23 protein-coding genes are annotated in these 22,023 nt (G+C 33.1%); 16 read left to right on the top strand and 7 right to left on the bottom strand.

What is annotated here, in order from left to right; genetic code table 11:
* Positions 1-75: 75 nt before the first annotated feature.
* Positions 76-1,179 carry a histidinol-phosphate transaminase gene (locus tag RTY06_RS03740; RefSeq protein ID WP_312822920.1) on the top strand — a complete coding sequence of 368 codons (1,104 nt, stop codon included), beginning with the start codon at positions 76-78 and terminating at the stop codon, positions 1,177-1,179.
* A gap of 8 nt (positions 1,180-1,187) precedes the next feature.
* Positions 1,188-1,691: a hypothetical protein gene (locus RTY06_RS03735; protein WP_312822919.1), complete on the top strand. Its 504-nt coding sequence runs from the start codon at positions 1,188-1,190 to the stop codon at positions 1,689-1,691.
* Between the two features lie 22 nt (positions 1,692-1,713).
* Here the strand turns inward: RTY06_RS03735 and RTY06_RS03730 are convergent, their stop codons facing one another.
* Positions 1,714-2,586, bottom strand: coding sequence for an AraC family transcriptional regulator (locus RTY06_RS03730; RefSeq protein WP_312822917.1), 873 nt, complete (start codon positions 2,584-2,586; stop codon positions 1,714-1,716).
* Between the two features lie 156 nt (positions 2,587-2,742).
* Between RTY06_RS03730 and RTY06_RS03725 the strand changes: the two genes are divergently transcribed.
* Positions 2,743-3,339 carry a DUF3244 domain-containing protein gene (locus tag RTY06_RS03725; RefSeq protein ID WP_312822915.1) on the top strand — a complete coding sequence of 199 codons (597 nt, stop codon included), beginning with the start codon at positions 2,743-2,745 and terminating at the stop codon, positions 3,337-3,339.
* Between the two features lie 133 nt (positions 3,340-3,472).
* On the opposite strand, the gene RTY06_RS03720 is transcribed toward RTY06_RS03725, so the two are convergent.
* The 3 genes from RTY06_RS03720 to RTY06_RS03710 all read right to left on the bottom strand — a co-directional run bounded on the left by RTY06_RS03720 (position 3,473) and on the right by RTY06_RS03710 (position 7,347).
* A complete protein-coding gene (locus tag RTY06_RS03720) occupies positions 3,473-3,691 on the bottom strand; it encodes a hypothetical protein (protein WP_312822913.1) in 219 nt (72 codons plus the stop codon).
* Between the two features lie 35 nt (positions 3,692-3,726).
* A complete protein-coding gene (locus RTY06_RS03715; RefSeq protein WP_312822911.1) occupies positions 3,727-5,484 on the bottom strand; it encodes a long-chain fatty acid--CoA ligase in 1,758 nt (585 codons plus the stop codon).
* 93 nt (positions 5,485-5,577) lie between these two features.
* Complete coding sequence (locus RTY06_RS03710; RefSeq protein ID WP_312822910.1) at positions 5,578-7,347, bottom strand: long-chain fatty acid--CoA ligase; 1,770 nt, start codon at positions 7,345-7,347, stop codon at positions 5,578-5,580.
* A 212-nt stretch (positions 7,348-7,559) separates the two neighbouring features.
* Here RTY06_RS03710 and RTY06_RS03705 point away from each other — a divergent pair, with 212 nt between their 5' ends.
* The 7 genes from RTY06_RS03705 to RTY06_RS03675 all read left to right on the top strand — a co-directional run bounded on the left by RTY06_RS03705 (position 7,560) and on the right by RTY06_RS03675 (position 13,142).
* On the top strand, positions 7,560-8,702 hold the full coding sequence (locus RTY06_RS03705; RefSeq protein WP_312822909.1) for an acyl-CoA dehydrogenase family protein: 1,143 nt from the start codon (positions 7,560-7,562) through the stop codon (positions 8,700-8,702).
* A 102-nt stretch (positions 8,703-8,804) separates the two neighbouring features.
* On the top strand, positions 8,805-9,215 hold the full coding sequence (locus tag RTY06_RS03700) for an Rrf2 family transcriptional regulator (protein WP_312822908.1): 411 nt from the start codon (positions 8,805-8,807) through the stop codon (positions 9,213-9,215).
* A gap of 106 nt (positions 9,216-9,321) precedes the next feature.
* Positions 9,322-9,975, top strand: coding sequence for an NAD(P)H-binding protein (locus tag RTY06_RS03695; protein WP_312822906.1), 654 nt, complete (start codon positions 9,322-9,324; stop codon positions 9,973-9,975).
* Between the two features lie 208 nt (positions 9,976-10,183).
* Positions 10,184-11,194: a phenylalanine--tRNA ligase subunit alpha gene (gene pheS / locus RTY06_RS03690; protein WP_312822905.1), complete on the top strand. Its 1,011-nt coding sequence runs from the start codon at positions 10,184-10,186 to the stop codon at positions 11,192-11,194.
* A gap of 734 nt (positions 11,195-11,928) precedes the next feature.
* The gene (locus tag RTY06_RS03685; protein ID WP_312822903.1) at positions 11,929-12,456 is read left to right on the top strand and encodes an NADPH-dependent FMN reductase; all 528 of its coding nucleotides are present in this window, start codon (positions 11,929-11,931) and stop codon (positions 12,454-12,456) included.
* Positions 12,457-12,459: 3 nt separating this feature from the next.
* Entirely contained in the window at positions 12,460-12,858 is a 399-nt protein-coding gene (locus RTY06_RS03680) for an OsmC family protein (protein ID WP_312822901.1), read from the top strand.
* Positions 12,859-12,860: 2 nt separating this feature from the next.
* A complete protein-coding gene (locus RTY06_RS03675; RefSeq protein WP_312822900.1) occupies positions 12,861-13,142 on the top strand; it encodes a GNAT family N-acetyltransferase in 282 nt (93 codons plus the stop codon).
* Between the two features lie 50 nt (positions 13,143-13,192).
* Here the strand turns inward: RTY06_RS03675 and RTY06_RS03670 are convergent, their stop codons facing one another.
* Positions 13,193-14,866 carry a glutamine--tRNA ligase/YqeY domain fusion protein gene (locus RTY06_RS03670; RefSeq protein ID WP_312822898.1) on the bottom strand — a complete coding sequence of 558 codons (1,674 nt, stop codon included), beginning with the start codon at positions 14,864-14,866 and terminating at the stop codon, positions 13,193-13,195.
* A gap of 206 nt (positions 14,867-15,072) precedes the next feature.
* Between RTY06_RS03670 and RTY06_RS03665 the strand changes: the two genes are divergently transcribed.
* The 4 genes from RTY06_RS03665 to RTY06_RS03650 all read left to right on the top strand — a co-directional run bounded on the left by RTY06_RS03665 (position 15,073) and on the right by RTY06_RS03650 (position 19,144).
* Positions 15,073-15,750 carry a response regulator transcription factor gene (locus RTY06_RS03665; protein ID WP_027382525.1) on the top strand — a complete coding sequence of 226 codons (678 nt, stop codon included), beginning with the start codon at positions 15,073-15,075 and terminating at the stop codon, positions 15,748-15,750.
* A gap of 31 nt (positions 15,751-15,781) precedes the next feature.
* On the top strand, positions 15,782-16,891 hold the full coding sequence (locus tag RTY06_RS03660) for a sensor histidine kinase (protein ID WP_409450823.1): 1,110 nt from the start codon (positions 15,782-15,784) through the stop codon (positions 16,889-16,891).
* A 112-nt stretch (positions 16,892-17,003) separates the two neighbouring features.
* On the top strand, positions 17,004-17,591 hold the full coding sequence (locus RTY06_RS03655; RefSeq protein ID WP_312822896.1) for an IS1096 element passenger TnpR family protein: 588 nt from the start codon (positions 17,004-17,006) through the stop codon (positions 17,589-17,591).
* A gap of 209 nt (positions 17,592-17,800) precedes the next feature.
* The gene (locus RTY06_RS03650) at positions 17,801-19,144 is read left to right on the top strand and encodes an alpha-amylase family glycosyl hydrolase (RefSeq protein ID WP_312822895.1); all 1,344 of its coding nucleotides are present in this window, start codon (positions 17,801-17,803) and stop codon (positions 19,142-19,144) included.
* A 74-nt stretch (positions 19,145-19,218) separates the two neighbouring features.
* Here the strand turns inward: RTY06_RS03650 and RTY06_RS03645 are convergent, their stop codons facing one another.
* Positions 19,219-19,878: a YceI family protein gene (locus RTY06_RS03645; RefSeq protein WP_312822893.1), complete on the bottom strand. Its 660-nt coding sequence runs from the start codon at positions 19,876-19,878 to the stop codon at positions 19,219-19,221.
* Between the two features lie 132 nt (positions 19,879-20,010).
* On the opposite strand from RTY06_RS03645, the gene RTY06_RS03640 reads away from it, so the two are divergent.
* Positions 20,011-20,943, top strand: a complete 933-nt coding sequence (locus RTY06_RS03640; protein ID WP_312822891.1) for an ABC transporter ATP-binding protein — start codon at positions 20,011-20,013, stop codon at positions 20,941-20,943.
* A gap of 284 nt (positions 20,944-21,227) precedes the next feature.
* Here the strand turns inward: RTY06_RS03640 and RTY06_RS03635 are convergent, their stop codons facing one another.
* Entirely contained in the window at positions 21,228-21,560 is a 333-nt protein-coding gene (locus RTY06_RS03635; RefSeq protein WP_312822890.1) for a zinc ribbon domain-containing protein YjdM, read from the bottom strand.
* Positions 21,561-21,686: 126 nt separating this feature from the next.
* On the opposite strand from RTY06_RS03635, the gene RTY06_RS03630 reads away from it, so the two are divergent.
* Entirely contained in the window at positions 21,687-22,004 is a 318-nt protein-coding gene (locus RTY06_RS03630; RefSeq protein WP_312822889.1) for a hypothetical protein, read from the top strand.
* Positions 22,005-22,023: the final 19 nt, after the last annotated feature.

Here is a 22,023-nt window from a genome sequence, read left to right as displayed (position 1 = left end):
AGCGAAAAAAATCGGTTAAAAGGATTTGTATTTTGAGAATAAACTCTAATTTTATTGAAAAATAAATCTATTACTATGTCCATCAACAGAAGAGACTGGCTGAAAACCGCTTTTTTAGGAAGTGCTGCTTTGACACTTTCGCCGTTAGAATTTTTCGCAAAAGAACCCCCAAATTTTACTTTATTAAAAAAGGATAACGAAACAATCCGACTTTGTTTCAACGAGAATCCTTTTGGAACATCGCCGAAAGCTTTGGAAGCGATGCAAAATAGTCTCAGATTTTCATCTCTTTATGATTTCAAGTTTGCTGATGTTCTGAGTGAAAAATTGGCAGAAATCAATCAGACTAAAAAAGAAAATCTTTTGGTTTCTGCAGGTTCATCTTTTCTGTTGGAATTGATTACCAAATATGTTTCGATTAACAAAGGACATTTCATCATTCCAGATCCGTCTTTTACGATTTTCGAACCAATTGCTGAATTTCTAGGAATGTCAAAATCTGTAATTCCTCTGAATGACAAAAAGAAAATCGATTTGGAAAAGATGAAAAGCTCTATCCAAAAAGACACAAAACTTATCTATATCTGCAATCCGAATAATCCAACCGGAGATTTGCTTTCAAGACAGGAAATTGAAAATTTTATCAAATCTATTCCAGACAACATTATCGTTTTAGTTGATGAAGCTTATATCGAATTTACGACTCAAAAATCTCTCAGTGATTTGGTTGATGTCTATAAAAACCTGATTGTGACGAGAACATTTTCCAAACTTTATGGATTTGCAGGTGCAAGATTAGGTTATGCTATCGGAAATCCAAAATTAATTGTTGAATTGAAGAAACTGCAAAGCTGGAGCGGTGCGGAAATCAGTGTTGTGACAATGGCAGGTGCAATTGCAGGAATAGATGATAAGGAATTTATCAATAAAGTTTTAGATAATAATCAGAAAGCGAAGGATTTTACAATTTCAGAATTTAATAAACGAGGAATTAAAACCATTCCTTCTTCTGCTAATTTTATTTATTTTTCTTTGGAAAATTACAAAGATGATTATTTCAAAAAACTGAAAGATGCTAAAATCCTAGGTGGAAAAACTTACGAGCAAAAAGGAAAATGGACGAGAATTAGTCTTGGAACAATGGAGCAGATGCAGAAGTATTTTGAGGTGATTTCTTGAAAATATTTATGAAAAAAATACTATTTATTATTGTAGTTTTTGTTGTAGGATTTTTTACTTACAACTTTTTGACTTATCCAAACTTTGATGAAATAGAGGACAATTTGAATTCGAGAACAAAACGTAAAGTGAATCAAGTAAATTGGAAAGATACTTATGATAAAGATGTTCAGTTCGATTTGAAAAATGAATTAAATTTTTCAATTAATAATACAGTAGAAGCAAAACTTTACAGCAATCCACTTTTGCCACCAAAAATATTCGAAACAACCCAGGCCAAACAATTAGTCAAAATATTAAATGATTCAGCTTCTTATGACTGGGGTGAAACTACAGTTGAATACAAAAGAAATTTAATTTTTATCGATGGTTCTGATAAAATAATTGGTTTATCTAAATTAGATGTGGAAAATCAATTTGTTAGTACAATTCCTTTTAAAAGAACTATGAAATGGGGGAAACTTTCGAAAAAAGGTAATTTAGAATTTTATAAAATTCTGAATTCGAACTAAATCTTAGACCTAAATAGATTATTTAATCCAAAACATTACTAAGCTCCTTCCTATATTGAGAAGGACTTTTTTTTGTGTATTCTTTAAAGGTTTTATTAAAGTAACTGAAATTGTTGAAACCACTTTCAAAACAGATTTCGTTGATGCTCAAAGGTTGTTCTGTGAGGAGTTTTAAAGCGTGCGTAATTCGATATTCGTTGACAAATTGGGTGAAAGTTTTGTTCGTGATTTTTTTGAAATATCTGCAAAAGGACGGAACTGTCATAGTCGCCAATCCTGCTACATCTTCCAAAGCAATCTGCTCTTTGAAATTATCTTTCACGTGATTGAAAATCAAATTGATTCGGTCATTATCTTCTTTTTGCGTTTGCAGATAGTATTTTCCTGCATTCAGGATTTGAAAATCTTTGGTATCAGAAAGTTCTTTTAAGATGTCAATTAATTTCAAAAGTCTGTCGAGAGAAGAGGCTTCTGATAGAATTTCCATTTTCTCACGAATCGATTTTTTTACTTCATCGCCGAAAACAATTCCTGATTTTGCGGTATTCAGCAAAGCTAGAATTCTGCTCATCTCAGGAACATTCCAAAAAGATTCACCTAGAAAATCGGGAGAAAACTGGATGACAATTTCGTAATCGTTATTCGTGTTTTCATTCGTCATTCCGCAATGGGGAAGATTGCTTCCAATCAGAATCAAATCGCCATCGGAAAAGTGAGAAATATTACTTCCAATCTGTCTTTTTCCAGAACCACCACATACAAAAATCAGCTCAATCTCAGGATGATAATGCCAAACGTGCGATTTTATATTCCCGTTTTTTGGGAATTTTAAAAGCGTAAAACTACTTCCGATATTGGGATTAATCGCCTCAAAAGATGGACTGTGATGTTTCATAATTCAAAATTACAAAATATATTTAATATTAACTTTAATTCTGTTGTTAATATTTATTTAATGTTAATATAGAACATATATATGAAAATCGTATTGTATCAATTCCTATTTATCCATCCTACATTTGCAATGTAAAACAATTAAAACGATACTGATATGAAAAATATAATGAAACTAAGCTTATTAATCGGAGCATTTTTGATTTCAACAAGCTTTTCAGCTAAAGATGGCGTATTCTCAATCTCTCTAGGAGAAGTAACTGCAAAGACTTTACACTTTGAGGTTTCTAATGCGCAGAATGTTTCTCTTTATCTATATGATGACAAAAAAGGGGAAATCTATTCAGAAAATACTGGAAATAGAGAATTGGTTGAAAAGTCTTACGATCTATCAAACTTGACAGAAGGAAGTTATTATCTTGTTGCAGAATCAGCGATTAAAATCGAAAAATATAAAGTTACAATTGGTAAAGATGGTGAAGTAGTTGCTGATAAAACACCAGTTTCTGCAATTAACAAACCAGAGTATACCATCAACAAAAACGTTGTAAAATTAAAAATGTCAAATGTAGCTGGAGACGTAAAAGTGTCTATCTACGATACTGCAAACAATACTTATTATAGTAAAGATAATGTTGCAAAAGATGGATTAATCGATTTGACTTTTGACTTAAATCCTGAAAATCCTGAAACTTACATCATCAATGTAGAAAAAGACGGTGATAATTTCAGCAGAATGATTTCTCTAAAATAGTTTCATAGAAACTAAGGTTATATATATTATTTTCTTAAAAGCTTCCTAATTTGTTTATGAAGCTTTTTTTTGTTTTTGCAGTATAAACCTATTTGATTAATTTTTTTTAATTCAAGTGATTAAAAAAAATTTGCTAGTTCAGATTTTCAAGTGCATTTTTCAAAAATAGGATACTTGTTTTATTAATTTTTGACTGACTTAGTTTATTATCCCATTGAGACAGAATCTCTTCCACAACTTCATCTTCGCATTCATACTTATCTTCATCATCAAACATCACAGAAGTTGCAAAATGAATCAATTCTTCTTTGCTGACTTCATCAGAGATGAATCTTTCACAGATTTTTATCAATTCTAATCGGGTTATAATCTTTTACATTAATTTTTTTACCTATCATAAAGCTTTTCATACAACTTAATAAAATAGTCTTTCACTGCTTTTCTTTTCAGTTTTAGAGTAGGAGTAAGAAGTCCATTGTCTTCGGTCCAAATTTCAGGAGTCAGCTCAATTTTTTTGACTTGTTCCCATTTTCCAAGATGCTGATTGATTTTCTCAATTTCCTTTTCGATTTCGGATTTTAAATCATTAGAATTGACAATATCGTCAAGAGAAGTTCCAATCTGGATATTGTTTTTTGAAGCCCAAGTTTTAGCATATTCAAAATCAGGCTGAACAAGCGCTGTCGGCATTTTTTCACCGTCACCAACCACCATAATTTGTTCAATGAATTGAGATGCTTTTGCAAGGTTTTCAATCACTTGAGGTGCAACATATTTTCCACCGGAAGTTTTGAACATTTCTTTTTTTCTGTCTGTAATGAAAAGAAAATTATCCTCATCCAAAATTCCAATATCTCCAGTTTTGAAATAACCGTCCTCTGTAAAAATTTCTTTCGTTTTTTCCTCGTCTTTGTAATAACCTTGAGTCACAGTTGGACCTTTCACCGTGATTTCTCCATCATCCTGTATTTTCACATCGATGTTTTTGATTGGTCTTCCAACCGAACCTATTTTTGTAAATTCAAAACTATTAACAGCAATTACTGGCGAAGTTTCTGTTAATCCATAACCTTCCAGAATAGGAATTCCTGCAGCGTGAAACATTGTGTTCAATCGTTTTGATAAAGCTGCAGAACCGGAAACCAATGTGATGAGATTTCCTCCCAAACCTTCTCTCCATTTACTGAAAACGATTTTATCCGCAATAATGTGAGCCAAAGATTTTGAGCTTCCCAATTTGTAATTTTCTGCAACTTTCAAAGACCAAAGAAATATTTTGGCTTTGATTCCTCCGGATTCTGTTCCTCTTTTATAAATCGCATCATAGACTTTTTCCACCATTCTCGGAACAACCGTCATATATTGCGGTTTTACTTCTTTCAGGTTTTCGCTGAGTTTCTCATTACTTTCAGCAAAATACATAGAAATTCCGTTGGTTGTGAAAAGATAAAGAATCATCCTTTCGTAAACGTGACAAAGCGGAAGAAAGCTTAAAGCTCGGTTTTTAGAATCTTTATGCGGAATTCTGTCTTCACAGCCAATCACATCGGAAACGATGTTTTTGTGTGTCAGCATCACACCTTTCGGTTTTCCTGTCGTTCCGGAAGTATAAATAATCGAAGCCAAATCATCTTCAGAAATCGAATCTTTAATCGAATCAACTTCCTGTTGATTATCATTTTCTTTTCCTAAATCAAAAAGTTCCTTCCAGTTTTTGGCATTATCAACTTTATCGAATGTAAAAATCTCCTGCAAATCGGGTAATTGACTTTTAACAGAATTGATTTTCTCAAACAATTTTGCATCAGAAACAATACAAATCTTAGAATCCGAATTTTCCAGATTATAAATACAATCTTCACCAGAAATAGAAGGGTAAATTGGAACGGTTACAACACCGATTTGCAAAGCAGCTTGGTCAAAAAAACACCATTCAACTCTGTTGTTTGAAGAAGTGATAGCGATTTTATCTCCTTTCTTGAGACCATATTCTAATAAAGCTCTCGATAATTGATTAGTAATTTTGATATAATCATCCGTTGAGATTTTCTCCCATTTTCCATTTCTTTTGTCGCAGATAAAATCATCTTTTTCGAAATTAGCTTTCGAATAATAAGGAATATCAAAGATTCTTTTTACTTCCATTTTCTAATACGATTTTTAAACCATCGTTTAACGCAAATATAAATAAATATGAAAAACCCACAGAAAAAAAGCTATCCATTGGATAGCTTCGGTTTATTCTTTGTACATTCTGTCGTATAAATCTTGAAATTCTACCTTGATAGCTTTTCTTTTCAGCTTAAGTGTTGGAGTTAATAGTCCGTCATCTATTGTCCAAACTTTGGGTGTTAATTCAATTTTTTTGATTTGTTCCCATTTTCCAAGATGTTGATTTATTTTTTCGATTTCTTGTTCAATTCTTGATTTTACAGCAGGATTGGCTGCAATCTCTTTTTGAGAATCTGAGATTTTTACATTATGAAGTTCTGCCCAGTTTTTAGTAAAAGCAAAATCTGGCTGAACCAATGCACATGGCATTTTCTCGCCATCGCCGACAACCATAATCTGTTCAATAAATTTGGAAGCTTTAGCTAAGTTTTCGATAATCTGAGGCGCAACAAATTTTCCACCAGAAGTTTTGAACATTTCTTTCTTTCTATCTGTAATGAAAAGGAAATTATCTTCATCCAAAATCCCAATATCTCCGGTTCTGAAATAACCATCGTCAGTAAAAGCTTCTTTGGTTTTTTCTTCATCATTATAATAACCTTCAAAAACAGAAGGCCCTTTCACGACAATTTCGCCATCGGATTCTATTCTAACGTTCACATTTTCCAACGGAATTCCAACAGAGCCTACTTTCACTTTTCCGAAGCTATTTACAGAAATTACCGGCGAAGTTTCTGTCAATCCGTAACCTTCTAGAATAGGAATTCCGGCAGCGTGAAACATAGTGTTCAATCGTTTTGATAAAGCAGCAGAACCGGAAACTAATGTGATTAGATTTCCTCCCAAACCTTCTCTCCATTTTTTGAAAACCAATTTGTCTGCGATCGTGTGCATAAAAGATTTTGGTTCTCCCAATTCATATTTTTCAGCAATTCCTAATGACCAAAGGAAAATTTTGGATTTTATTCCACCAGAAGCTGTTCCTTTATTATAAATAGAATCGTAAACTTTTTCTACCAATCTTGGAACAACCGTCATATACTGCGGTTTAACTTCCTTTACATTGTCACCAATTTTCTCAATACTTTCTGCGAAGTAGATGGAAATTCCGTTACTTAAATAAAGATAGAAAATCATCCTTTCGAAAACGTGACAAATCGGAAGAAAGCTGAGAGCCTTCATATCCTTATAATCCAGACTTTTATCTTTCGGAATTCTAGGCGTACTTGCAGTTACATTAGCAACCAAATTATTATGAGTCAAAGGAACTCCTTTAGGTTTTCCAGTCGTTCCAGAAGTGTAAATAATTGTCGCAACATCTTCAGGATTAATTGATTTTGATAAATCATCCACTTCTATTTGAGTTGCATCATTTTCACCAAGGTCAAGGATTTCATTCCAATTTGGCGCTCCATCGATATCATCAAATGTAAAAACACCTACTAGTGAAGGAATATTAAGTTTTGCATTAGTCAGTTTTTTATAGAGATCTTTATCGGAAACAAAACAGTATTTGATTTCAGAATTGTTGAAGATGTAAACATAATCTTCTTCGGAAATCGTAGGATAAACAGGAACTGTGACCACACCGATTTGAGAAATACCCAAATCCATCACAGCCCATTCCGTTCTGTTATTAGAAGATATCAGACCGATTTTGTCGCCAGGTTTTATCCCAAGTTTCAAAAGACCTCTGGAAATTTTGTTCCCTTGATTGATGAATTCAAGAGTTGATGTTTTAATCCAAGTTCCGTTTTTTTTGGTGACAAGACAATCTTCTTTCGGGAATTTTTCGAAAGCAAGAGTAGAGAAGTCGAATATTCTTTTAACGTTCATAAAATAATTTATTAATACTTGATTAATATTGAGTTTACATATTCGTAAATGTAATTTTTTTTTCTAACATGACAAAATTCAATGTTTTTCTTTTGGTTTTTACCAAAAAGTTTATATTTACGACAAGAAATTTAATGAAAAATATGTGAATTGCTATGAATCAGAAAGCAATAACGATTCCATATTTAACCCAAAAACAATAAAATTTAAATATGAATTTCAATCTTACAGAAGAGCAACAGATGATTCAGCAAGCTGCAAGAGATTTTGCAAATGCAGAACTTTTGGAAGGTGTTATCGAAAGAGACAATGAACAAAAGTTTCCTTATGATGCTGTCAAAAAAATGGGAGAAATGGGATTTCTCGGGATGATGGTTGATCCAAAATATGGTGGAGCAGGACTGGATAGCGTGTCTTATGTTTTGGCGATGGAAGAAATTGCTAAAGTGGACGCTTCCGCAGCTGTTATTATGTCTGTTAACAATTCTTTGGTTTGCGCAGGTTTGGAAAAATTCTGTACAGAAGAACAAAAAATGAAATATCTGAAACCGTTGGCGAGTGGAGAAGTTATTGGCGCTTTTGCTTTGTCTGAGCCGGAAGCTGGTTCTGATGCAACTTCACAATCTACAACAGCAGAAGATAGAGGTGATTATTATCTTTTGAATGGAACCAAAAACTGGATTACCAACGGAGGAAATGCTACTTATTATATTGTAATTGCACAAACTCATCCAGAAAAAAAACATAAAGGGATTAATGCTTTTATTGTAGAAAAAGGATGGGAGGGTTTTGTTGTAGGTAAGAAAGAAGACAAATTGGGAATCCGTGGAAGTGACACACATTCTTTGATGTTTACTGATGTTAAAGTGCCTAAAGAAAATAGAATTGGCGAAGACGGTTTTGGATTCAATTTTGCGATGGCTGTTTTGAATGGCGGTAGAATCGGTATTGCTTCTCAAGCTTTAGGAATTGCTTCTGGAGCTTACGAATTGTCTTTGAAATATGCTAAAGAAAGAAAATCTTTCGGGACAGAAATCATCAATCATCAGGCGATTGCTTTCAAATTGGCAGATATGCACACGAGTATTATGGCAGCAAGACTATTAATTTACAAAGCTGCGGCTGAAAAAGACGAAGGTAAAGATATCTCAGAAAGTGGAGCAATGGCAAAATTGTACGCATCTCAAGTAGCGATGGATACAACGATTGAAGCTGTTCAAATTCACGGTGGATATGGTTATGTAAAAGAGTATCACGTGGAAAGAATGATGCGTGATGCAAAAATTACTCAGATTTACGAAGGAACTTCAGAAATTCAGAAGATTGTGATTTCCAGAGCGATTTCTAAGAAATAAATTCAAAATAAGAACCTTTCAAATTGAGAGGTTTTTTTATTCCTAAAAATTAATTGTAATTAATTTTGTTACATTTAAATTTTGTTTTAAATTTGCATCAGAATGAACAACACAAGATTTGCAACCGCGATTCATATTATGACTCTTCTTGCTCATAATGAGCAGGAATGGCTAACGTCTGATTGGATTGCCGGAAGCGTAAATGTAAATCCCGTGATTGTCCGAAAAGAATTGATTAATCTGAAAAAATCAGGACTTGTAGAAAGCCGTCAAGGAAAAGAAGGTGGTGTAAGAATTTCCAAAAATCCTGAGCAAATCAATATTTCCGAAATTTACGAATCTGTAAGAAATACAGAAATTCTCGGAAAGAAAAATCAAAATCCGAATCCACTTTGCAATGTTGGAAAAGACATTAACAAAAATCTAAGTCTTTTATTCAATGATACAGATGATTTGGTTCTTCAGTTTTTGAAAGAGAAGAAGCTTTCGGATTTTAGTAATCAATTCAGTTAAAAATTTTTAATGTAAAATGTAACAAAACATATTACAATTAATTTAAATTATTAAAAAAATGAAACCCAAAGGTTCGTGAATACCTTTAAAAATAAATATTAAAATTATGAACAATAAAGTAGCAGTAATCGGAGCAACAGGCTTCGTAGGAAAACAAGTCGTAAATGAACTATCAAACAGAGGTTACTCAGTAATCGCAATCGCAAGAGATAGCTCAAAAGTGGAAGCGAAGGATAAAGTAACTGCAATAAGCGCAGACGTGAACAACGTTGACGAATTAGCAAAAGTTCTTGAAGGAAGTGATGCGGTTATTAACACATTCAATGCAGGTTGGGCAAATCCAAATCTTTATGACGATTTCTTAAACGGTTCTAGAAACATCGAGAAAGCAGTTGAGAAATCTGGTGTTAAGAGATTCATTACAGTTGGTGGAGCAGGAAGTTTGTTCATTGATGGAAATCAATTGGTTGATGGCCCGGATTTTCCAGCTGATATCAAGCTAGGTGCAACTGCTGCAAGAGATTACCTGAACGAAATTAAAAAGAACGAAACGCTTGACTGGACTTTCTTTTCTCCAGCAATTGAGATGCATCCTGGAACGGCTGGTGTGAGAGTGGGAACTTACAGAACGGCTTTGGAAAATCCTGTTTTCAACGAAGAGGGAAGAAGTATCCTTTCTGTGGAAGACGTTGCGGTAGCTTTGGTTGACGAATTGGAACAGAATAAATTCGTGAAACAACGTTTTACTGCAGCTTATTAAAATTAATTTACATCTTGTAGATCATACATATAGCAGATTTAATTTTGCTTGCAACAAGATTTTCGTAAAGAAATAATTATAAAAAATACCCTTTTTGAGTTTCAAACTCTGAGAGGGTATTGTTTTTAAAATGAAATTGTTTTACCGAAAAGCAGTTTTATTTTATTTTAAAAATCGTACTTTTGTAGTCTATTTTTTATAAAGAATAATGCTAGAAAAAATTGATGACCTGCTGATTGAGGTACAAAATTTCCAATCTTCCTCAAAGGATGAGATTGAACAATTTAGATTGAAATTCAATGGAAAAAAAGGAATTATGAATGATTTCTACGACACATTGAAACAAATCCCGAATGAACAGAAAAAAGATTTTGGACAGAAAATCAATATTTTAAGAAATGCTGTCAACGAAAAGCTTGAAGAAGTAAAATCGTCTTCGGAAAGTCTTATAATTATTGAAAAAGAAGATCTTACAAGACCAGCTTTTCCTTTGGAGTTAGGCTCTCGTCATCCAATTAATCTTGTTAAAAATAAAATCATCGATATCTTCAAATCTATCGGTTTTGCTGTTGCAGACGGACCGGAAATTGAGGATGATTGGCATAATTTCACCGCATTAAATTTACCAGAATATCACCCAGCAAGAGATATGCAGGACACGTTTTTCATTGAGCAAAACCCAGATGTTTTGTTGAGAACGCATACATCTTCTGTACAAATCCGACATATGGAAAATAACGAACCGCCGATGAGAATCTTGTCTCCAGGACGTGTTTTCCGTAACGAAGCGGTTTCTTCTCGTTCACACTGTATTTTCCATCAGATTGAAGGACTTTATATTGATGAAAATGTAAGTTTTGCAGATTTGAAACAAACGATTCAGTTTTTCACAACGGAGCTTTTTGGAAAGTCAAAAATTAGAATGAGACCTTCTTACTTCCCTTTTACAGAACCAAGTGCAGAGGTTGATGTTTATTGGGGACTGAATTCTGAAACAGATTACAGAATCACAAAAGGAACAGGTTGGTTAGAAATCATGGGTTGTGGAATGGTTGATCCAGCGGTTCTTAAAAATGTTAACATAGATTCGGATAAATTCTCCGGTTATGCTTTTGGAATGGGAATCGAGAGAATCGTAATGCTTCTTTATCAAATGAGCGATATCAGAATGTTTTTTGAGAATGATATTAGAATGTTGGAGCAATTTAAAACGTTGTAATAAATTATATATCGCATAATAAATAAAATCCTGTAAATTGAATTTTGCAGGATTTTTTGTTATTTTTATAAGGAATACTATTAAAATAGAGTCGCTTTAAGTTTATTAAAAGACATTAAAAAGCTTTAATAAATTTATATTTTATAATGTAACTTTGATAATACATACAGGCAAAAAAAGCTAAAACCTACTGATTGAATTAATTATAGGTGCGTTTTTTTATAATGAATTTGTTAATCGGAAGAATCTTACATTTATAAAAAATCAATTAAAAGACTTAGAATCACTAGAAAATCTAACAGACGACTCTAGAAAAGAATGAATTACTTCTCAGGATTACTTTCAAAAATATTTGATAACTGATGATAAGAAGTTCTTGGAGTCTTATTTTCAATCGGTTAATAGCTTAGCCAAAACTTGGATAGTTTCAATTTAAAAACAAATGATGAATTAGTACCAAATTACAAAAGATTGTACAAGATACCAAATAGGGCAAAAACACAATCCCAAATTTTAAATTACAAAAAGATGCTTAGAAATGCAGAAGATCAACCAAGAGAACATCAATTTATCCATAAGGAATTTAACCTTTCCTGATCCTGTAATTTTATTTTTACAGGATTTTTTTTGTAAAATTTAAATATTTATAAACATATCTTATATCAATTTCTATATGATCTGCTTTGTATAATTTTGAAATCAAATAATGATTAACTTTATAAAAATTTCAAACTATGAAAATATTTGCATTTGCTGGAAGCAACTCATCCACTTCAATTAATAAACAATTGGTGAAATTTGTTCTGAAAAGTTTTCCTATAGAAGACATCAATTTGATTGACCTTAATGATTATCTGATGCCCGTTTTTTCTGTTGATTTAGAAAAAAATGGATTTCCTGAAGAAGCTTATCAATTTTTGAAAAATATAGAAGAAGCCGATGTCATCATCTGTTCTTTAGCAGAAAATAACAGATCTTACAGTGCCGCTTTTAAGAATATATTTGACTGGGCTTCCAGAATCAATGTGAAAGTTTTTCAAGATAAACCGATGTTTCTGATGACAACTTCTCCTGGAGGTTATGGTGGAGGAAATGTAATGGCGGAAGCTTCTAAATTTTTTCCAGCTTTTGGAGCGGATATTAAGGAAACATTTTCTCTTCCCAAGTTCTATGAAAATTTTGACCAAGAAAATGGTATCATCAATCCAGAATTATTGAGCGAAATCAATTCTAAAATCGAAAAATTCAAAAATCTAATTTAATCAATGGGAGTAAAAGTAAAAGCAAGTCTTGGAACAGAAAAATATTACACAGAAGTAATAGCCGGAGAAAATACACTCATAACAGATGAACCTGTTGATAAAGGTGGCGGAAACAAAGGATTCAATCCATTTGAGATTTTAGCCACTTCTCTTGCAAGTTGTACAGCAGCAACACTGAGAATGTACATCGACAGAAAAGGCTGGGAAATCCCAATTATCAATGTAGAAGTGGATTTGGAGAATTATCCTCAAACCAAAACAGCTCAATTTTGTAGAGTTATTGATTTCGGAAATACTGAAATAAGTGAAGACATTAAGGATAGGCTTTTCAAAATTGCTGATGCCTGCCCAATTCATAAAACACTAACAAACGATATAGAAATTTTAACCAAAATCAATTAAAAATGCTAGAAGTAACACAACATAACTGGGAAACAAAGGGCGAATTTACTGCAAATTTTGACGGACAAAAAGCTGGATTAATGACTTATTCCTGGGCTGGAAACGATAAAATCATTATTGACCATACGGAAGTAGAACAAGCTTACAACGGGAAAGGTGTTGGAAAAGCAATGGTTTATAAAGCTGTAGAATTTGCTAGAGATAATAATCTTAAAATCATTCCGCTTTGCCCGTTTGCAAAAGCGACTTTCCAGAAGAATGAGGAAATCAGAGACGTTTTGTAACAATGATACAAAAAATCCATTTCAAAATCTGAAATGGATTTTTATTTTAATTAAGGCTTATAACCGTCCTTAAGTGTAACCGTTCTGTTGAATACCAAAGTCTCATCAGAAGAATCTCTGTCTTTCTTATAATAACCGATTCTCTGGAACTGGAAATGGTCATCCAAAGTTGCATTTTTTAAACTTGGTTCAGCAAATCCATAAGAAACATTCAAAGATTCCTGATTCACAAACTCCATAAAATCAACTTCTTTCTCAGCATCCGGTTGTTCTGTCGTGAACAATCTTTCGTAAGTTCTGATTTCGATTGGCAAAGCGTGTTTTGCAGAAACCCAATGTAACGTTCCTTTCACTTTTCTGAGACTTGCCTCGGTTCCGCTTCCAGACTTAGAATCTTCGTCATAAGTCGCATAAATAGTTGTGATTTCGCCATCAGCATCTTTCTCAACTCTTTCAGCTTTGATGATATATCCAGCTTTCAAACGAACTTCTCCACCCAATTTCAGACGGAAAAACTTCTTATCAGCTTCTTCTTTGAAATCTTCTCTTTCGATGTAAACTTCTCTTGAGAAAGGCACTTGTCTTGTTCCGGCATTTTCATCCTCAGGATTGTTTTCAGTTTCCAACCATTCTTCTTTATCTTCAGGATAATTTTCGATGATTAATTTAACTGGATTTACAACCGCCATTACTCTGGTAGCTACTTTATTAAGGTCTTCTCTAACACAGAATTCAAGCAACTGAATATCAATTAAGTTTTCACGTTTCGCAACTCCAACTTTTTCAATGAAGTTTTTGATTGAAGCTGGCGTGTAACCTTTTCTTCTCAATCCAGAAATAGTTGGCATTCTTGGATCATCCCAACCTGTTGTAACACCTTCTTGAACCAATCTTTGAAGTTTTCTTTTGGAAGTTACCATATAAGAAACGTTCATCCTTGCAAATTCTCTTTGCTTTGGCGCAACACTTTCATTATCATAAACTTGGTCAAGATACCATTCGTAAAGTGGACGGTGATTTTCAAACTCCAATGAACATAATGAATGCGAAATTTGCTCGATATAATCAGACTCTCCGTGTGCCCAATCGTACATCGGATAAATTTTCCATTTTTCGCCTGTTCTGTGATGCGGTTTTTTCAAAATCCTGTACATAACAGGATCACGCATATTCATATTAGGAGAAGCCATATCGATTTTTGCACGTAAGCTCATCGTTCCTTCTTCGAATTCACCGTTCTTCATTTTTTCAAAAAGTTCAAGACTTTCTTCGATAGGACGATTTCTAAAAGGTGAATCGATTCCTGGCTCAAAAGGATTCTTTCTTTGTGCCGTAATATCTTCGGAAGATTGTTCATCTACATAAGCTTTTCCTTGCTTAATCAATTCAACAGCCCAAATATATAATTGTTCAAAATAATCTGAAGTATATAATTCCTGATCGTATTTGAAACCTAACCAATCGATATCAGCTTTGATAGAATCAACGAATTCCTGCTCTTCTTTTGCAGGATTGGTATCATCAAAACGAAGGTTAACAGGCGCATTATACTTTTGCCCCAAACCAAAGTTGATACAGATTGCTTTTGTGTGACCAATGTGAAGATAACCGTTTGGTTCCGGCGGAAATCTGAATCTAAGTTTATCCGCTCCTAAGCCGTTTTCCAAATCGTCTTCTATGATTTGTTCTATAAAATTGAGTGATTTTTTTTCTTCTTCTTCCATAATTCTGAAAAGTGAGGTGCAAATTTAACTTAATTTCCTCAAAAATGAAACCTATAAATTCTAATTAAAGCATAGAATTATTCTTGTCAAAAATGATTTCAAAACATCAATTATTTATTTTATAAATGTTAAATTTGTGTGAACTTTAAACATTTAGTGATATAGAGTTCAATTTTTTTTAATTTTGGGATAATTAATAAATCGAAATGAATCGTAAAAAAATCCTTTTAATTGATGATGAGCAGGACATCTTGGAAATCATCTCTTATAATTTGGAAAAAGAAGGTTATCAGGTCTTTACTGCTGGAAACGGAAATGAGGGAATTGAAAAGGCAAAAGAAATCTTGCCAGACCTTATTCTGTTAGACGTAATGATGCCAGAGAAAGACGGAATCGAAACTTGTCAGGACCTTCGCAAAATCAAAGAATTACAAAGAACTCTGATTGTGTTCTTATCTGCAAGAAGTGAAGAATTCTCACAACTAGCAGGTTATCAAGCTGGTGCTAATGACTATATTGTAAAACTAATCAAACCCAAAGTTCTTGTTTCCAAAGTAGCCGCATTATTACAAATGGGTGCTAATTCTCAGGAAAATTCAAATTATATAGAACTTGGAGATTTGATTATTGATAAAGATAATTTCAAGGTTTCTAAAGGTAAAGAAGAGTTTTTATTACCAAAAAAAGAATTCGATTTGCTATATCTTTTAGCTTCTAATACAGAGAAAGTTTTCAAAAGAGAAGAAATCCTTGAAAAAGTTTGGGGTAATGATGTTATCGTTGGCGAAAGGACGATTGACGTTCACATCAGAAGATTAAGGGAGAAATTGGGTATCAATACGATACAAACCCTCAAAGGAATAGGTTATAAATTAGTAGTTTAAGATTTTCTATAAAGAAAATCTTTTTTTTGAAATGAAATTTAGAAATTCGATAAAAGTCAATTGGTTATCTGTCGCAGCATCCTTTCTATTGGTTGCTGTAGTTGGTGGTGTTGTAATGATTTTTGAATTCTACTCCAGCGATAGTTTCTTCAAGACCAGAGATTTCAATTACTTCTTAATCTTTACATTGTGGTTCGTTTTCATTGTTAACTATTTTGTTTTAGAATTTCTATTCAGTTTTTATAGTAAGAATCAGATTAGGAGAATCACCAATATTCTTCCAGAAGATATTATTCACGATTTTGATACAGATATTGGCTTCAAAGAACTTGGTGAAAAAGTTCACGAGATGAATCAGAAAAATGCCGAAATCGATATGATGAAAGAGATGGAAGACTACCGAAAAGAATATATCGGAAATGTTTCTCACGAACTCAAAACGCCTCTTTTTTCTATTCAAGGTTATATAGAAACCTTGCGCGATGGTGGTGTGGAAGATCTTAATATCCGAGACAAATATCTTGAAAGAATCGATAAATCTGTTGAAAGACTCCTTAATATAGTGAAAGATCTTGATATGATTAACCGTTTTGAAGCGGGACAGATTGAACTGAAGTATTCGACTTTTGATATTAATTATTTAATTCAGGAAGTTTTTGACCTTCTGGAAATGGAAGCGGAAAGACATTCTATGACAATGCAGCTGCAGACCACGCAATCTCAGCTTTTGGTTTTTGCAGACAAGCAGAGAGTTTCTCAAGTCTTAATCAATCTGATTTCTAACGCAGTGAAATATGCTAACCGAGAAGAGGCTCAAATCATTGTTTCGACAAGAGAAGGGATGAAAAGCATACACATCTCTGTGGAAGATAACGGTATGGGAATAAAACCTGAAAACCTGCCAAGAATCTTTGAACGTTTCTATCGTGTGGAATCCAGTAGAAACAGAAAAGAAGGTGGTTCTGGTCTTGGTTTAGCTATTGTTAAGCACATTATGGAAGCTCATAAACAAGCGATTTCTGTAGAAAGTGTTTATCTCTCAGGAACTAAATTTAAATTCAAATTATCAAAACCTTTCTTAGAAAAAACAAAAAAAATAAACCCTCTTTTATACATCGATAGACACCCACCGATGCGCTGAATTTAAACAAAACTTTTTTGAAAAAAAATTTCCAAGAAACTTTTCTGAAATTTCATTTGTTTTATATTTGCAACATTAATCAAGGTAATATAAAGTTTAAAGTAAAACGAAAATGGTTTATAAAGTTAGAGTAATTCTAGACGCCAAAGAAACAATCTTCCGAGACATCGAGGTAAAAGAAAAACAAACACTTTGGAATCTTCATCTGGGCATAAAAAGTGCTTTCAACCTTCCTGGTGAAGAGTTGTCTTCTTTTTATTTTTCTGATGATGAGTGGAATGAAGGAAATGCTGTTCCTCTAGAAGATATGAGCGATGACGGCGATGGCGAAATAATGTCCGATATCTACTTGCCAGAAGGTTTCCCAGCTGTTGGAAGCAAAATGAGATTCCAATATGGATTTATAGAACTTTGGGAGTTTTTCTGTGAATTGTTGGAAATTGTAGATGAAAAAACAGCTGTTAATTATCCACTTACTGTTTACAGATTCGGGAATGTTCCATTGAAAGCACCAAGCAAAACGGGCTCTTCAAGCAATGGTAAAAGTAAAAGTTCTGCTACATCTTTTATGGATGATGATTTTGGAGATTTTGATTCAGAATTCAAAGAAAGTAGTTTTGAAGACGAAGATGACGATTACAACGATGATGACGAAGACGAAGGATACAACGACGTTTTCGAAGAAGACGATGAAGATTAATATTATTCTTTCTAAAATATATTAAAGCCCGATTTTTTTTCGGGCTTTTTCTTTTTTAATTGCAAAGTTTCTTTATTTTGATAAGATTAATTAATAAAAAAAGGGAGAACTTAAGACGTAATGCTTTTTAATCAAACATTAACAAGCCTATACTTTTCAAGATTTTTTATTTTCATTACTTTTACAGAATAGACTTTAAAAATTTAGCAATGAAAAAGCTGATTCTTTTACCGGCAATTGCCGCATTATTATTATCCTGTAAAACCCAGAATCATACAATGGAAAACCCACAAGAATGGAAACGCACCACCAATATCTACGAAGTTAACGTTAGACAATACACACAAGAAGGAACTTTTGAAGCTTTCGAAAAAGAACTTCCTAGGCTTAAGAAAATGGGCGTGGAAACACTTTGGTTTATGCCTATCACACCAATCGCTCAGCTGAACAAAAAAGGAAGCTTGGGTAGCCAATATGCGGCATATGATTATACTAGCATCAATCCGGAATTTGGCACTTTGGAAAACTTCAAACATTTGGTAAATGAAGCTCACAAAATGGGATTCAAAGTCATTATCGACTGGGTTGCGAATCATACAGGTTGGGATCATGTTTGGACAAAATCTCATCCAGAATATTACTTGAAGGATGCTGACGGAAGTTTCCATAAAGCCAGCGGAATGGATGATATCATCGAACTGGATTATTCTAATAAAGAAATGCGTCTTGCAATGATTGACGCTATGAAGTATTGGGTAAAAGAAACCAATATAGATGGATTCCGATGCGACTTGGCAAGCTGGGTAGAAGTTGATTTCTGGCAACAAGCAAGACCCGAAGTTGAAAAACTGAAACCACTTTTCTTTTTAGGAGAATTTGATGAGTTAGAAAATCCGGATTATGGTAAAGTTTTCGATGCAAGTTACAGTTGGAAATGGATGCATCTTTCCGAAGACTTTTACAAGAAAAATCTTCCACTTTCTGATTTGAAAAATCTTTTGGAACAATATTCCAAAATAGGAGATAACTCTATGAGAGCTTGGTTTACAAGCAATCACGACGAAAACTCTTGGAACGGAACCGAATATGAGAAATATGGAGATTTTGCGCCTGCTTTAGCTGTTTTTTCGGCGACTTGGAATGGTGTTCCCTTACTTTACAATGGCCAGGAATTGCCAATGAAAGCTAAGCGTCTGGAATTTTTCGAAAAAGATTCGATTCCTTGGAACGGAAAATATGAATTGGAAGATTTCTACAAAACACTATTTGCTTTGAAATCCGAAAATCCAGCATTAAGAGGTGGCGACCCAGCTGTTACGACTTTTTGGATTAACACCACTTCGAATGACAAAATCTTGGCTTATCTTAGAAAAAATGGTGACCGCGAAGTTTTGGTTTTAATTAATACTTCAAAAGATGCTGTTAATTTCAAACTAGAAGACGACAATTCTGTGGGAAGTTATAAGAACATTTTCACAAAGAATAAGGTTGAATTAATCAAAGGTTCTGATATCAATTTACCAGCTTATGGTTATTTGGTTTATGAGAAATAGATATTAAACTTTTCTAAAATACAAAACCCTTTCAAAATTTCTGAAGGGGTTTTGTATTTTTAAACTTAAACCGATTATTTTTTCTCAATCGCTTTAACTTTCATCTGAACATTGATTTCATTTTTAATCAAACCTTCAGCAGCAGGCATTTGAAAAACAATCCCAAACTCATCTCTGTTGATATCTTTTGGTTCTGTTGCGATGCTCAATTCGCCATCTTTCAATTTTACGTTAGCATTGAAAGTTGCAGGTTTTGTGATTCCTTTCAAAGTTAGATTTCCGTCAAGAATCGTATTGTAATCTCCGCCAGCAGGCGCTTCGGATATTTTTGTAATTTCAAAAGAAGCAGTTGGGAATTTTTCTGTATCAAAGAAATCAGCACTTTTTAGATGTCCAATCAGTTTTCCGTTGCTTTCAGAATCGGTTAAATCATCATTCTTGATAGAAGTCATATCAATCACAAATTGTCCGCTTTCAAGCTTGTTGTCTTTCACGGTTACTTCTCCGCTTTCAAACTTCAAAGTTCCAATATGACTCGTGTTGTCAGACTTCACAACTTTAAAACCTTTCCATTCCGCTTTACTATTTAATGTATCAACAGCGTAGATTTTTCCATCTGTTGTCGTCAAAACTTCATTACTTTCGCTGGTTACAGGTTTGTCTTTTCCACACGATATTACCAAAACTGAGGCAGATATTATGAATAATGCGGATATCAAAGTTGCTTTTTTCATATCAGGAGATTTTTCAGAATAGAAGTAGAATCGCGGTGCAATTTCACTTCAAATATTTTAAATTATTAGTTACTTTTCCGTACTTTGCTAAAGTAATAAAATTATTACGAGTTTAAAATCTTATTTTTAAAAATGTTGCTAGAAGTTAAGAATCTGTATTTCAATTATCAGGCCGATAAAACCTTATTTCAAAATCTTAATCTGAATGTAGATGAAGGTCAAATCATCGCTTTGGCTGGTGAAAGTGGTTGTGGAAAATCAACTTTATTGAGTCTCATTTATGGTTTGATGGATTGGCAAAATGGAGAAATTATCTTTGATGGACAAAAACTTTTCGGACCAAAAGGTAATCTTGTTCCTGGCGAAGCGCAGATGAAATTTGTTGCTCAGAATTATGATTTGATGCCTTACGGAACTGTTTACGATAACGTTGGAAAATACATTTCTAACATCAATTTAAAATCAAAAAAAGAAAAAGTCGAAGAATTATTAGATATTGTTGGACTTACAGAATATGCGAAAGTGATTCCGAAAAATCTGAGTGGTGGACAACAACAAAGAGTTGCAATTGCCAGAGCTTTGGCAATTCTTCCAAAGATGTTGTTGCTGGATGAACCTTTTAGTAATTTGGATTTTTCCCGCAAATTTGAATTGAGAGATAAACTTTTCAATTATGTGAGACAAAATAATATGAGTCTTTTGATTTCAACGCATAATCTGGAAGAAGTTTTGCCTTGGGCAGACAAAATTGTAGTTCTTCAACAAGGGCGATTGATTCAGAATGATTCTCCGAAAGCAACTTACGAAAATCCTTACAACGATTATGTTGCGAAGCTTTTAGGTGAAGTCAATATTTTTACAGATGAAGAGAAAAACCAATTCGATCTTTCTAAGAAACACTATTTTCCACATCAGATAAACATTGCGGAAAATGGAGTAGAAGCGACTGTTTTGGAAAGCCTTTTTGCAGGTTTACATTACAGAAACAGACTTAAGATTAATGATAAATCGATTGTGATTTACACTCCAAATTCTATTTCAGGAACTGTCTTTTTAAAATTTTAAATCCAATTATTTTAAAATTTGTTAATAAAATATGGATAACTTATACATTTTCAGTTTGTTGAATTGTAAAAATTTTCTAATTTTGCTAAACGAAAGCATATAGGAAATTTTTGGTTAATTCTCTTTCTGCCCCTAAAGACCGAAATTAGCATTCGCAATCAAAGTCTTTGAAAGTTTACCCTGCCAAAACTTTCCTTTTTTATTTAAATATTTGAATTATAAATAAAGTAAAAAGTCGCAAAGAATCAATCTTCGCGACTTTTATATTTTACAGTCTTTGATGATTAGGCTTTTTTCACAAACTCAGATTTCAAAGCCATAAAACCGAAACCGTCAATTTTACAATCGATATTATGGTCGCTGTCTGGTCTTAGTCTGATGTTTTTAACTTTGGTTCCTGCTTTTACAGGTTTTGGAGCGCCTTTTACAGGCAAATCTTTGATAACAATTACAGAATCTCCATTTTGCAATTCTTTACCCAGAGAATCGAAAATTTTACCTTCCGTTGAAACTTCTGCAGGATCCCATTCGTGGAAACATTGAGAACAAACTTGAAGATTGTCTTGTTCGTAAGTGAATTCGGATTGGCATTTTGGACAAAGGATTATATCGCTCATAATTGATTTAAGGTTTAATGTTCAAGGTTTAAAGTTGAACTGCAAAGATAACCAAATTGCTAATGGACTTCAACCAATATTTATCAGCTTGTATTTTAAAAATATTTATTTTTGAAGAAAAACTTTATGAAAATTCTTAGACGATTGATTTTTATTTGCTTAATGATTTTATTGGGATGGTTATTTGTGATTAATACTTATCAAATTGATATTGTTCCGGTAAAGAATCAGGCTTTTCAAAGAGAACAAATTATGGAGATTGAAAATTCTAATTCCATTTCTGAACTTAAAAAGATTGCTAAATCAAAAGCTTATACAATTGATAGGATTCATAAAATGAATGATGAGAAATCTACCAAAGAATTATACATATTGTTTGTAGTTATTTCGATGAGCATATTCTTATATTTTACTAAAAAACCAATTAAAACTCATAATCCATAACTCAAAACTAATTCTTAGA

The organism is Epilithonimonas sp. (assembly GCF_032055105.1).
In the GTDB taxonomy this organism is placed as follows: Bacteria; Bacteroidota; Bacteroidia; order Flavobacteriales; family Weeksellaceae; genus Epilithonimonas.
The sequence above is the reverse complement of the archived record's forward strand: the minus strand, read 5'-3'. Positions and strand labels throughout refer to the sequence as shown.